11 protein-coding genes are annotated in these 13513 nt (G+C 64.3%); 6 read left to right on the forward strand and 5 right to left on the reverse strand.

All coding sequences use genetic code 11. The features are described from left to right. The first annotated feature begins 9 nt into the window (after nt 1-9). The 6 genes from H156_RS0106290 (at nt 10) to H156_RS0106315 (ending at nt 7248) form a co-directional block, all read left to right on the forward strand. Nucleotides 10-996 carry a vWA domain-containing protein gene (locus H156_RS0106290; protein ID WP_017364813.1) on the forward strand — a complete coding sequence of 329 codons (987 nt, stop codon included), beginning with the start codon at nt 10-12 and terminating at the stop codon, nt 994-996. Continuing rightward, nucleotides 993-2783 (forward strand): VWA domain-containing protein, encoded by a 1791-nt coding sequence (locus H156_RS0106295; protein WP_017364814.1) that lies wholly within the window; start codon nt 993-995, stop codon nt 2781-2783. Before H156_RS0106290 ends, H156_RS0106295 begins: the two co-directional genes overlap by 4 nt. Nucleotides 2784-2785: 2 nt before the next feature. Then, on the forward strand, nt 2786-4573 hold the full coding sequence (locus tag H156_RS0106300; RefSeq protein WP_017364815.1) for a BatD family protein: 1788 nt from the start codon (nt 2786-2788) through the stop codon (nt 4571-4573). A gap of 5 nt (nt 4574-4578) precedes the next feature. Continuing rightward, nucleotides 4579-4737 carry a hypothetical protein gene (locus tag H156_RS17320; protein WP_187148241.1) on the forward strand — a complete coding sequence of 53 codons (159 nt, stop codon included), beginning with the start codon at nt 4579-4581 and terminating at the stop codon, nt 4735-4737. A 106-nt stretch (nt 4738-4843) separates the two neighbouring features. Continuing rightward, a complete protein-coding gene (argS, locus tag H156_RS0106310; RefSeq protein ID WP_026045873.1) occupies nt 4844-6604 on the forward strand; it encodes an arginine--tRNA ligase in 1761 nt (586 codons plus the stop codon). A gap of 2 nt (nt 6605-6606) precedes the next feature. After that, nucleotides 6607-7248 carry an SPOR domain-containing protein gene (locus H156_RS0106315; RefSeq protein WP_010962274.1) on the forward strand — a complete coding sequence of 214 codons (642 nt, stop codon included), beginning with the start codon at nt 6607-6609 and terminating at the stop codon, nt 7246-7248. Nucleotides 7249-7254: 6 nt separating this feature from the next. On the opposite strand, the gene ppnN is transcribed toward H156_RS0106315, so the two are convergent. From ppnN to H156_RS0106340, 5 genes are all read right to left on the reverse strand, one after another. Then, nucleotides 7255-8619: a nucleotide 5'-monophosphate nucleosidase PpnN gene (gene ppnN / locus H156_RS0106320; protein ID WP_010962275.1), complete on the reverse strand. Its 1365-nt coding sequence runs from the start codon at nt 8617-8619 to the stop codon at nt 7255-7257. Nucleotides 8620-8843: 224 nt separating this feature from the next. After that, the gene (locus H156_RS0106325) at nt 8844-9398 is read right to left on the reverse strand and encodes a uracil-DNA glycosylase family protein (RefSeq protein WP_017364817.1); all 555 of its coding nucleotides are present in this window, start codon (nt 9396-9398) and stop codon (nt 8844-8846) included. A gap of 65 nt (nt 9399-9463) precedes the next feature. Beyond that, entirely contained in the window at nt 9464-11503 is a 2040-nt protein-coding gene (gene mdoH / locus H156_RS0106330; protein WP_017364818.1) for a glucans biosynthesis glucosyltransferase MdoH, read from the reverse strand. 15 nt (nt 11504-11518) lie between these two features. Then, nucleotides 11519-11998 (reverse strand): hypothetical protein, encoded by a 480-nt coding sequence (locus H156_RS0106335; RefSeq protein ID WP_010962278.1) that lies wholly within the window; start codon nt 11996-11998, stop codon nt 11519-11521. Further along, on the reverse strand, nt 11995-13425 hold the full coding sequence (locus H156_RS0106340) for a glucan biosynthesis protein G (RefSeq protein ID WP_218796722.1): 1431 nt from the start codon (nt 13423-13425) through the stop codon (nt 11995-11997). The genes H156_RS0106335 and H156_RS0106340 overlap by 4 nt, the downstream gene beginning before the upstream one ends. Between the last annotated feature and the right edge of the window lie 88 nt (nt 13426-13513).

The raw sequence follows: 13513 nt of genomic DNA on the forward strand, positions 1-13513 counted from the left end.
TTCACTGCCATGTTCGAATTCGCCTGGCCTCTGCTGTTCCTCGTCCTGCCCGCGCCGCTCCTCGTGCATCGGTTCTGGAAACCCGCGCCGCGCGGCGGCGAAGCAGCGCTGCGGGTTGCTTTCGCCGGCGAGTTCGCCGATCTGGGAGCCGCGGGGAGCACGATGCCGGGCAGCCGCGCGCCCCTGATCCTGGCCGTGGTGGGCTGGCTACTGCTGGTGGCCGCCGCCGCCCGCCCGCAGTGGCTGGGCGAACCGATCGAGCAGACCGTGAGCGGGCGCGACCTGATGCTGGCGGTGGACTTGTCTGGCAGCATGGACATCGAGGATTTCGTGGTCGACGGGGAGGTTTCCAACCGGCTCGAGGCGGTCAAGCGGGTCGCGAGCGCTTTCATCGAACGCCGCAGCGGCGACCGGATCGGTCTGATCCTGTTCGGCGAACAGGCCTATCTCCAGGTGCCGCTCACCTTCGACCGCAAGACCGTCGAGAAGCTGCTCGATGAGGCGGCGATCGGCCTGGCCGGCGACAAGACCGCGATCGGCGATGCCATCGGCCTGGCGATCAAGCGCCTGCGCGACAACCCGGCCGACCAGCGGGTGCTGATCCTGCTCAGCGACGGCGCCAACACCGCCGGCCAGGTCCAGCCGCTGCAGGCCGCCGAGCTGGCGGCGCGGGAAGGGCTGAAGATCTACACCATCGGCGTCGGCGCGGACGAAATGATCGTGCGCGACTTTTTCGGCACCCGCCGGGTCAATCCGTCCGAGGACCTGGACGAGGCCGCGATGACCGCCATCGCGGAGAAGACCGGGGGACGCTATTTCCGCGCCCGCAATACCGAGGAATTGGACAGGATCTACGCCCTGCTGGACCGACTCGAACCCATCGCGCGTGATGCCCGCTATTTCCGCCCCCGGGACGAACTCTATCCCTGGCCGCTGGGACTCGGGCTGCTGGCCGGTGCCGGTGCGTTGTGGCTGCGCGGGAGGAACGCCACGTGACGGAGTTTCATTTCCTGCGTCCGCTCTGGCTGCTGGCCTGGATTCCCCTGATGCTGGCACTCGGTTACTGGTATCGCCGCAGCCAGGGCGGAGGCGACTGGGCCAAGATTTGCGACGAGGTGCTACTGCCTCATCTGTTGACCGGTACGCCGGGGCGGAACGGCAAGCTGCCGTGGTGGCTGGGTACGATCGTCGGCGCCCTGGCGATCCTGGCAGCGGCCGGCCCCACGTGGGAACGCCAGCCGATGCCGGCCTTCCGAAACCAGTCGGCATTGGTGATCGCGCTGGAGCTGTCTCCGGCGGTGGACGCGACGGACCTTCGACCCTCCCGCCTCACCCGGTTGCGCTACGCGGTCACCGACCTGCTGAAACGCCGCAAGGACGGCCAGACGGCACTGCTCGTCTACGGCGGTGATGCTTTCACGGTCACGCCGTTGACCGACGACGTCGACACCATCGACGCCCAGCTTCCGGCCCTGAGCTCCGATCTGGTACCGGCCACCGGCCACGATGCCGGCCGGGCGCTGACACTGGCCGCGCAGCTCCTGCGCGATGCCGGTTTCCGCCACGGCGACATTCTGCTAGCCGCGGTCCGGGCGGACCCGGCGGCCGCGGAGCTGGCAGCGGAACTGCACGGCGAAGGCTTCCGGATTTCGGTACTGGGGGTCGGTACCGAAGCGGGCGCCCCCATACCGCTGCGAAACGGTGGCTTCCGCAAAGGAGCCAGCGGCGAAATCGAACTGTCGCGCCTGGATGCGCCTGCGCTGCGCGAACTGGCGGCCCAGGGCGGCGGGCGTTACCTCGAATTGAACTCCGGCGCCGCGACCACCGATGCCCTCACCACCTTCTTCGAACAAAACGCCCGCCGCCACGAGGACAGGGAGGCGGCCAGCGAGCTGGAGCTGTGGGAAGACCGCGGCCCCTGGCTGCTCCTGCTGGTCTTGCCTTTGGCGGCCCTGGGCTTCCGTCGCGGCTGGCTCGCCGCGCTGGTGCTTGCATTGCCCTGGCCTGACCCCGCCCACGCACTGGACTGGCAGGGGCTCTGGAAGACGCCGGACCAGCGGGCGGCGGAAGCCTTCGAAGCCGGACGATTCGACCAGGCCGCCACCGGCTTTCACGACCCGGCCTGGAAGAGCGCTGCCGAGTACCGCGCCGGCAAATACGAGGAAGCGGCGCGGGCGCTGGAAGGACTGGATGGCGCCGACGCCGCTTACAACCGGGGCAACGCGCTGGCGAAAGCAGGCAGGCTCGAGGAGGCACTGGAAGCCTACGAACAGGCCGAACGGCTCGCCCCCGACGACGAAGACATTCGCCACAACCGCGCAGTCGTGGAAGACGCACTGAAGCGACGGGAACAGCAGAAACAGCCATCCGGTTCCCATGACCGGGACCAGAATCCGAAGGACGATCAGCAACAGGATCCGAACGACCGCGGCAGAGATTCGCCGGAACGACGGCCAGACCCGTCCGAGGAAGAATCCAGACCAAACGAAACACCACCCGAGCCGCCGCCCGGCCAGAAAGACGGTGAACGGCAAACCCCCGAGCCGGAAGCACCGGACCAAACCCATGGTGCATCGCCGACCCCCCAGTCCGGCGAGCCACCGGCGGAAGAACGAGAAACCCAGGAAAAGCCGATGCAGCAATCCGAATCCCAGACCGAGCAGGAAAAGGAGCAGGCCACCGAACAATGGCTCAAACGCATCCCGGACGACCCCGGCGGCCTGCTGCGGCGCAAATTCCTTTACCAGTATCGGCAACGCCAGCAGGGCACGGGAGGGCAGTGAGCATGGCGGCACGAGGCTTGCGCGCATGGGGCCCGCTCATCCTTGGCCTACTGCTTTGGCTGGGCTGGAGCGGCGCCGTCCTGGCAACGGAGATCATCGTCACAGCCGACCGCGAGCCAGTCTCCGTCGACGAGTCCTTCAACCTCACCTTCAGCGCCGACGAATCGCCGGACGGTGAGCCGGACTTCACGCCGCTGAGCCGGGATTTCCGGGTACTGAGCCAAAGTCAGAACAGCCAGATCTCGATGGTCAACGGCAAGGTCAGCCGCACCTTCGAATGGACCGTCACGGTCGTCGCCAAGCAGGCCGGCACACTGACCGTGCCGCCCATCGCCTTCGGCGACGACCGCTCCAAGCCCTTGACGGTGACGGTCACCGATCGGCCGGCGCCGGGACCGGCGGGTAGTGCGGGCGACGACGCGTTGCTGATCGAAGTCGACGTCTCGCCGAAGAACCCGTACGTCCAGGCGCAGGTGATCTACACGGTGCGGGTGCTCTACCGGACCCGTCTGGGCGGCGCCCGGTTGAGCCCCTTGGAGATTCCCGATGCGCTGGTGCAGCAGCTGGGAGACAAACACAATTACTCGACGGAACGCAACGGCGCGACCTACTCGGCGACCGAAATCCGCTATGCGATCTTCCCGCAGAAGAGCGGCCCCCTGCTCATCCCGCCGCTGACCCTGGACGCCGAAGTACAGGCCAGCGGACGGGGCGGCTTCAACCCGTTCTTCGGCCGGCCGATGAAGACCGTTAGCCTGCGTTCCAAGGCCATAGAGCTGCAGGTGCGGCCGGCACCCGCCGCATTTTCCGGCAAGCACTGGCTACCCGCGCAAAACGTGACGCTGGAGGAGACCTTGTCACCCGATACCGGTCGGATAGAGACTGGCCAGCCGCTCACCCGCACCCTCACGCTCAGGGCGCAAGGGGCCACCGTGGGGGTGCTGCCGGAACTCGGCCTGGCGGGACTGCCGGAGGACATCCGGCGCTATCCCGATCAGCCGGCCCTCGACGAGCAGCGGCAAGGCACGGGGCTCCTCAGCACCCGCCAGGAGAAGACGGCCCTGGTCCCCGACAGACCGGGCCGCTACCTCCTTCCCGCCATCGAGGTGCCGTGGTGGAACACCGCGGCCGAAAGAATGGAAGTGGCCCGTCTTCCCGAACGCGAGATCGAAGTCGCCGCAGGTGCTGCAGCGCCGATCCAGCCGGTCCCGGAACCGACGCCTGCATCCGCACAGGAGACGGCAGGTACCCCGCCCGTCAAGGGCGGCGAACCAGAAAGCGGCCGAGCGGACTCGCCGATCTGGTTCTGGCTCTGCCTCTTCCTCGCCGGAGGATGGCTGATCACCGCCGGCCTGTGGTGGCGAACGGCCCGGTGGAGCCAGGAGAAAACCGTCATGAAGCCATCGGAATCCCCGCAGCTTTCCGGTTCACGGCTCATGCGCGAACTGAAGGAGGCCTGTGCCGCCAACGATCCAGGCCGTGCCCGCCGGGCCCTGCTCGACTGGGCCGCGCAGCGCTGGCCCGACTGTGACGCTTCGCTGGAAGGGATTGCCGGACACTCCCAAGGCGAGCTCAAGCACGCCGTCCAAGCACTCGGCCGGGCGCTTTATGGATATCCCCGGACGGAATGGAACGGTGCGGCCTTGTGGGCCGCGATCGTCACCACCGATCTCGGCAAAGCCAGAGCGGAGAACCGCGGTCCGGTCGCGCTCGCCCCCCTGCATCCGCCGGCCCAGGCCAGTCCTCAGAGCGGCGCGCGGCGGCCGAATGCCCTGTCAATGACCCAGTAGAGCGCATGGGTCAGCAGGAAGCCCAACATAAAGCCGCCGATGAAAAACTCGGAAGCATGGTGACCGAAATGCCCTCCGAGCAGTTTGCCCACCAGGAAACCGGCGAGCAAGGCCAGCCCCACGCGGAGGCGATGAAAAATATCCCGTGTGGTCATGACGATTGATCATCTCCGATGGTGAAAGACCTGCCCGTCGTATTGGGCGGCAGGCGTGCCTTTATAGGATAATAATCGCTTTTTCACCATTCTCCCTTTGTCCGGCTCCCCGTTCATGAAAAAGCGTCTGGAAACCCTGCTCCGTAGTGCGCTGGAGCGACTCAAAACAGCCGGCGACCTCCCCGCCGACCAGGAAGTACCTCTTCAGATCGAACGCACCCGTGATCCGGCGCACGGCGATTTCGCGGCCAACACCGCCATGCTGTTGGCCAAATCCGCCCGTTGCGACCCGCGGCGGCTGGCGGAAAAAATCCGCGCCGCACTGCCCGAGGACCCGGCGGTCATCCGCACCGAAATCGCGGGCCCCGGCTTCATCAACTTCTTCCTGGATGCGATCGCCCAGCACCGGGTCATCGCCGATATACACGGTCAGGGTCCCGGCTTCGGCCGCAGCAGCATCGGTGCGGGACAGCGGGTGCAGGTCGAATTCGTGTCCGCCAATCCCACCGGCCCCCTCCACGTCGGCCATGGCCGCGGCGCCGCCTATGGCGCCGTCGTCGCCGACCTGCTCGAAGCGGCGGGTTTCGACGTCCACCGGGAATACTACGTCAACGACGCCGGCCGGCAGATGGACATCCTGGCCGCCAGCGTCTGGCTGCGTTACCTGGAAAACTGCGGGGAAGTGCTGCCTTTTCCGGCCAACGGTTACCGCGGCGAATACGTCCGCGACATCGCCTCCGATCTTTACCGTACCCAGGGCGAGCGTTACCGGACGTCCGCCGACGAAGTCCTCTTGGGACTGCCGCCGGACGAGCCCCAGGGGGGAGATAAGGAGGAATATATCGACGCCGTGGTGAGCAAGTCGAAAAACCTCCTCGGCCCCGAGCGTTACTGCGAGGTGTTCAACGCCGGCCTGGACAGCATCCTCGACGACATCCGCGACGATCTGGGCGAATTCGGCACCCATTACCAGGAATGGTTCTCAGAACAGAGTCTCACCGAAACCGGAGCCGTGGAACGTGCCCTGGAAAGACTCAAGTCCTCGGGCTACGTCTATGAGAAGGACGGGGCGCAGTGGTTCGCTTCCACCCGGCTGGGCGACGAAAAGGACCGGGTCTTGGTGCGAGAGAACGGCCAGACCACTTATTTCGCCTCCGACGTCGCCTATCACCTGAACAAGCTGGAACGCGGCTTCGACCGTATCGTCAACGTCTGGGGTGCCGACCATCACGGCTACATCCCCCGCGTCAAGGCCGCCATCCAGGCACTGGGGGGCGATGCCAGCAAACTGGAGGTGCTGCTGGTACAGTTCGCCGTGCTGTACCGGGGTACGGAGCGGGTGCAGATGTCCACCCGCTCCGGGGAGTTCGTGACCCTCCGCCAGCTCCGCAACGAGGTCGGCAAGGATGCGGCACGCTTCTTCTATGTGATGCGCAAATCCGACCAGCACATGGACTTCGATCTCAAGCTGGCCACCTCGCGAACCAACGAAAATCCCGTCTACTACGTGCAGTATGCCCATGCCCGGGTATGCAGCGTGTTCCGCCAGCTCGACGAGAAAGGCTGGGCACGGGATCTGGGGCGCGGGATGCGTCGTCTGGAAAGACTCTGCGAACCGCATGAGCTCACGCTGGTGGCCAGCCTCTCGCGCTACCCGGAAGTCGTGGAGCAGGCGGCGCTGCAATACGCCCCGCATCACCTGGTGCACTATCTGCGCGACCTCGCCGCGGAATTCCACGGCTACTATAATAGCTGTCAGTTCCTGGTCGAGGACGGCGACCTGCGAGATGCCCGTCTGAATCTGATCGATGCCGTACGGCAGGTCATCGCCAACGGTCTCGGCTTGCTGGGCGTGTCCGCTCCCGAAACCATGTAGCAATGCCTAAGGATTACAAACACAGGGTTCCCGGTTACCGCCAGGCACGGCGCCGAGGCAAGCGGGGCTGGCTGGCGGCGGGCATCGTCGTGGTATGCCTCGCGGCCGGAGCCGGAACCTATGTCATCCTTTCCCGACAGGCCGAAACAGCCACGGTGAACCCTACGCCGGAAGCTCCCCCCCAGCCGGCGCCGGCGGTTCCCACAGGAACCGGGACCGAAGCCAGGCGTTTGGAAACGCCTGCCCCCACGGCCGTCAAGAAAGCCGCTCCCCCCCGCTTTACCTTCTACAAGATATTGTCGGAAAAGGAAGAAATCATCCCGGAAGCGGAAATCCGGACCATCAAGCGCGAGGAGGAACAGGGCAGGTCGCCGCCGGGTGGCGGCTACATCGTCCAGGCGGGATCCTACCGCTCGCGGCCCGATGCCGAAAAAATGCGTGCCGAACTGGCCAAGCTCAAGGTCAAAGCCCGGCTGGAGAGAGTCAAAATAGAAAACGTCGAATGGTTCCGCGTGAAGATCGGACCCTATGAGAATCTGGCCGAAGCCGACCGCCTGCGCACGATCCTCAAAAAGAACGGGATCGACAGCGTGGTACAGAAAATGACACCCCGCCAGTCCCCCGCCCCCGCCGCGAAACATTGAACGGCTTCAGGCGACCAGTCGGTAACACGGCTCGTATTTCGTCCCCGGCAGCTTCATTCTCTTCTGCGCCACGAACGTCGCGAGCAATTCGTCCAGGGGATCGAGGATCGAACGGTCGCCGCGGATCTCGAACGGCCCTTCCTGCTCGATCCGGCGGATGCCGTCGGCCTTGACGTTCCCCGCGACGATCCCGGAGAAAGCCCGCCGCAGATTCGCCGCCAGCGCATGAGGAGGCTGGTTCCGGTGCAGGGCGAGGCCGGCCATGTTTTCGTGGCTCGGCACGAAAGGCGTCTGAAACGCCGGTTCGAGGTGAAGCAGCCAGTTATAGTAATAGGCGTCGTCATGGTGGCGCCGGAACTGCCGCACCAGATCGATGCCTTCTTTCATCCGTCGGGCGACCTGCGCAGGGTCGCCGATCACGATCTGGTAGCGCTTCCGTGCTTCCTGCCCCAGAGTCGCGCCGATGAAGCGGTCGATCTGCTCGAAATAGCCAGCGCTGTGGCGGGGGCCGGTGAAGACCAGGGGAAACGGCAGGTATTTGTTTTCCGGATGCAGCAGGATACCGAGCAGGTGCAAAACCTCCTCCGCCGTACCCACACCGCCAGGAAACACGACGATGCCATGGCCCGTCCGCACGAAGGCCTCCAGGCGCTTTTCGATGTCAGGCATGATGACCAGTTCGTTGACGATCGGATTGGGCGGCTCGGCGGCAATGATGCCGGGCTCACTGATACCGACATAGCGCGGGCTCCGGATACGCTGCTTGGCATGGGCGATGGTGGCACCCTTCATGGGCCCTTTCATCGCACCCGGTCCGCAACCGGTGCACACGTCCAGTCCCCTCAGACCCAGTTCGTGGCCGACTTCCTTGGTGTACTCGTACTCGCCGCGGTCGATGGAATGACCACCCCAGCACACCACCATGTTCGGCGGCACATCGGGGATTAGGCAATTGGCGTTGCGGAGGATGTGGAACACTGCATCGGTGATGTGCCGCGATTGGGACAGGTCGAATTTGGGATCACCGACGATCTCGAAGCGGGTATAGACGATGTCCCGCAACACCGAGAACAGGTGCTCGCGTATCCCACGGATCATTTCACCGTCCACGAAAGCGCTCGGCGGGGGGTCGATGAGTTCCAGGCGCACGCCGCGCGCCGTGGGGAGAACTCGGATGTCGAAGTTGCGGTACTTATCGAACACCGCCCTGCTGTCATCGACCTGGCCGCCGCAGTTCAACACCGCGAGCGAACAATTGCGGAACAGTTCGTGAAGAGCGCTCTCGCTGCTGTCGAGCAACTTCCCAACTTCGAGTTTGGAAAGGACTTCGAGACTGCCTTCCGGGCTGACCTGGACATTCATGGCTGACATGGGTTCAGGGGGCGGATAACCTGTGGATAACTTTGTGGGAAAAATGCGGGATATGCCCGAATAGCTCCGTCAACTGCCACGGCATCGCCGTCCCTCGTCTCGAGATTCTCATAAAATGACTTTTAATACAAATATTTGCCGACACGGCTTCGGCATGGGACAAAGACCTTCAACAAAACGGGGCGATCCGTACGATTGTGCACAACTCGCAGCAGAATGCCCTGTCAGCGTGCATTCCAGTCACACAAAGAACGCCATGCGGGATGGCTGTGAATGAGCCCCAGCGCCTGTTCGAGCAGACTCCTGCCCGGCTCGCGCCGATGCCAAGTGGATGCGCCGGATGGGTGCGGCAGCGGAATCAGATCCGTTCTTACCCCTCCGAGTTCGACACGGTGCCGCTTCCCCACAACGTCGCCGAGCTGCCCGAACGTCAGAAACCGGCTCGCCGCGAGCTTTCCCACCGGAATGATCAGCGCCGGCCTGAGCAGATCGAGTTCGGTATGCAGCCAGACCGAACACCGCTCGATCTCCTGCGGAGCCGGGACACGGTCTCCGCCCTTGGGGTTCTTGCCGGGAAAACAGCGACATACCGCAGCCATGTAGACCCGCTCCCGGAACGTTTCCTCGTCCAGGCCGATGTTCGCGAACCAGCGGAACATCGTCCTGCCCGCCGTCCAGGCGAACGGCCTGCCCAGCGCGCCCTCTTTTGCGCCCGGCGCCTGCCCCACCAGGTACACCGGCGAGACGACCGGCTGACCCACGACCACCGGCGGCACCATGTCCGGGCAACGGCTGCACCGCCGTAACTCGGCTTGATGGCGCTCTATCGCTTCCGTGACGTCAGTCAATGGCTTTCGCCCCGGCTCCAGGCAAGGGTGTGCAGCCGCATCAAGGTATCCGGATCGGAAACGAGGCTGCGCTTCTCTGCGCTGGAAAGCGTTTCCGGGCCTTCCTCGACCAACTGATACATCAGTGCATGCCGTTGGTGGCGCAGACGCTTCTTCGGAAGCCGCTGAGGAAGCAATGCCGCATGCAATGCACAGGCGGCGGGATCGACGATCTTGCCGTAGCTGCTTTCTTCCACGCCGGAGTCGCGCTCGAGATTCCGATGTAAGAGTTCGATCACCCGGGGAGCCCGGGATTCCTCCGGCGTCAAAAACAGCCCAAGCCGGCGGGCGAGGAGACCCAACCCGGCGCTGCTGGAAATCATGGAGGTCGGTATGGCGAAAACGAGGCCAGCGAGGACCGGGGTGAACCACCAGAAAAAGCTGGGCACATAGTAATAGCTGAGGGCACCGGCGACGATGCCGACCAACGTCTGTCCACCGTGGGCCAGAAACGCCTCCTTGAAGCTCAAGCCATGCGCATCGCGTTGCTGGGGCGGCCAGCCCACACTCTTCCTCGCCAGAATGGAGATGACGAATTTGCTCTGGTAAAGCATCAGCACCGGCGCGGTGAAAATCGAGAACACGCTCTCGAAAAGCACGCTGAGCGTCACCCGGAAAACGCCCCCGAACGCCTTCAGCTTGCGGCGGTTGCGGGTAAAAAGCAGAACGAGGCTCCACAGTTTGGGCAAAAACAGCATGGCCAGGGTGACCAGGAGGACCGTCGTCATCTCGACGGCGTAGGACTCCGGCCAGACCGGGAAGATGTTGTCACCGAAAAAGTACACCGGCAGAGTCTGGCTTTGGATATAGGCCTCGAAACCGGTGATGAGCAGGAACAGCAGCCACAAGGGGGACGAGAGGTAGGACATGATACCCATCACCAAATGCAACCGGCTGATGCCGGAGAGTCCGCGGGCGAACACCATGCGGACGTGCTGAAGATTGCCTTGGCACCAGCGCCGGTCCCGCTTGGCGTAATCGATGAGGGTGGGCGGCAGTTCTTCATAGCTGCCGGCAAGCTCGTAGGCCAGCCAGACTTCCCAGCCCGCCTCCCGCAGCAGGGCAGCCTCGACGAAGTCGTGGCTGAGGATTTCGCCACCGAAGGGCTCGCGGCCCGGCAGCCTGGGCAGGCCGCAATGTTTCACGAACGGCTGCATGCGGATGATGGCATTGTGGCCCCAGTAATTGCTGTCGGCGAGCTGCCAGTACGACGACCCGGCGGTGAAGATGTCTGAATACAGACTGCTGGCGAACTGCAGGATCCGAGCGAACAGCGACTTCTGATTGACCGGGAGCGGTGGAGACTGGATCAGCGCGACGTTGGGATGCGCCTCCATCAGATCCACCATGCGCACCAGCGTCTCGCCACTCATCAGACTGTCGGCATCGAGCACGACCATGTAACGATAGCGGTTGCCCCAGCGATGGCAGAACTCCTCGATGTTGCCGCTCTTGCGGGCGATGTTCTTTTCCCGGTTGCGGTAGAAAATGCGCCCGTGCCCGTCGAACTCCTCGCACAGCCGGTACCAGCGAGTCTCCTCCTGAATCCAGATCTCCGGGTCGCGGGTATCGCTCAGGATGAACAGTTCGAAACCCTCGGAACGCCCGGTTTCCAGCAGGGATTGCCAGATCGCCGCCAGGCCGGAAAACACCCGCTGTGGATCTTCGTTGTAGATCGGCATGACGATGGCCGTCCGCAGCGGCGTCGCCTCCGGCTCCGGCGACGCCGTCGGCGGCAAACGGCCGATCGACTGGCCGTCGCCGCCGAACAGCAGGACCAGAAAACCGATCGTCGCAGTCCAGAACGACGTGCTGATCCACAGGATAAGCAGTGTATAGAGCAGCAGCAGCACGAGTTCCTGCGGCGTCAGGCCGTTCTGCTGGAAGGCACTGGTGATCATGAACATGGCGGCGAAGGTGGTCAGCGTCACCAGGGTCAGGAACACGGTTCGACGGAACAGCCTGGGCCGGCGGGGCATCGGCGAATGAACGGCCATGCGGGTCCTGATGAATCAGACGGATTTGAAGAGAAAGAAGCGAAGCTTCTGCGGCTGCATCGACGCGGGCGCCTCGGGCGGCTGAGCCTGGGGAAGGTGTCTGGACAGACGCGAGGCCAGCGCCGGATTGGCCGAGGCAGTCAGGTAGACCTCGTCGGCAGTGACCCCCGCATCGGCCAGCAGCAACGCGGCGCGCGCAGCCGCGATCAACGCCGGCTCGCGACCGGCATTCACGCCCAGCGCCCGCGCCAGCGCCTGATCCAGGCGCCGCTGGGCTTCCTCGATGGCGCGCCGCGACAGCTCGGCCGGGTCGTGTCGGGAGACGCGCCGGCGAGCCCGTTCCACGCATTCCGCCGCCAGCCTTTCGATGAGGGCTGGATCCTGGAACCGAAGGCGCCGTAGATAAGATCTGACTGTTTCCCCGGTCTCGCAAGCACCGTGCGCGGTGGTATCGGCTGCCATGGCCGCAGAAACGGCCGCCGGCTCGGCACTCATTGAGCACTCCATTGATACAGCCAGGTCTCGGTGAGCACGTCCTTGCCTGCACGCAGCACCGCACGCAACTCGACGGGATCCTTATCCTTCTCAGGCTCCAGCTCGAAGCTCAGGCGCCAGGCCCCGGTCTCGGTGTTCTTGTGGACCACCGTGTCGCGGATCGAGCCCGAAGAGGTGCCAACGTCCGCTTCGATCTTCGCGTCCTCGCCGTACAGTCTCAGGGTTTCGCTGGCGAAATCGACCACGAACTTGCGTCTGCCGGCTTCCTGGGCATTGGTGCCACCCGCACCGATCCGGGTCGCCTGGACCTTGCCGGAACGTGGCGCCATCAGCTCGTCGGAAGTGAAATGCAGCCGGTACGAGAAGCTCATCTCCTTGCCCGCATCGACCGGCTGATCCGGCACCCAGAACGCGACGATGTTGTCGTACTTCTCCGCATCGCTCGGAATCTCGATGAGATAAATCGCACCGGGACCCCAATCACCCACGGCTTCGACCCAGGACGTCGGCCGGCGATGATAATTCGCCTCCAGATCCTGATAATGGTCGAAGCCGCGGTCGCGCTGGAGCAAGCCAAACCCGTTGAACTTCTCGTCCCGGAACACGCTGATCCGCAGATGGCGAGGATTGTTCAGGGGACGCCAGATCCACTCGCCGTTGCTGCGAGAGATAAGCAAGCCGTCCGAGTCATGGACTTCAGGGCGGAAGTCGTCCGCGAAACGGTCGGTGTTCTCGCCATGGAAGAACATGCTGGTCAGCGGCGCTATCCCCAGACGCTCGACCTTGCGGCGGAAATAGAGATGATGGGTCACGTCCAAGGCGGTATCCAGGCCCGGTCGCAGCACGAAGCGATAGGCACCGGTGACACTGGGGCTGTCCATGAGCGCGTGGATGACCAGCTCAGACCCACCCGGGGCCGGTTTTTCGATCCAGAACTCCCGGAAGACCGGAAACTCTTCCGCCTTGGTGAGCCCGGTATCGACCGCCAGCCCCCGGGCCGAAAGGCCGTACGTCTGGCCCAGACCCACGGCGCGGAAATAGCTGGCGCCCAGGAAGACGGCGGCTTCATCGAAAACGTCGTTGCGGCGCAAGGGGTAATGGAAGCGGACACCGGCAAACCCGAGGTCGGCATCGAGCGGGCCCGGCAGCGGGTTCTTGCCGAAGTCGAACAATTCCGGCGAATAAGCCAGGCGTGTCGCTTCGCCGTTGCTGACCACGTTGATCATGACCCGGTCCTTGAACATGAATCCCCGATGGAACAGCTGGATCTGGAAGGGCAGCCCCTCGTCGCGCCACAGCGCCTTTTCAGCCTTGAAGCGGATATCGCGGTACTGATCGTAGTCCAGTTTGCCGAGGAATTCCGGCACACCGCCGTCGTCACGGACATAGGGTTGGGCTGCCAGGGCACGGGCGCGCCGTTCAACCACATCGAAACCAAAAGGCCTGTCTTCCTCTGTGGCCGGAGGCAGGGGGGTGGAACTCGGGAGCGGTACCGGTGCGGGCTGTCTCGCCGGG

The organism is Methylococcus capsulatus str. Texas = ATCC 19069 (assembly GCF_000424685.1).
Lineage (GTDB): Bacteria > Pseudomonadota > Gammaproteobacteria > Methylococcales > Methylococcaceae > Methylococcus > Methylococcus capsulatus.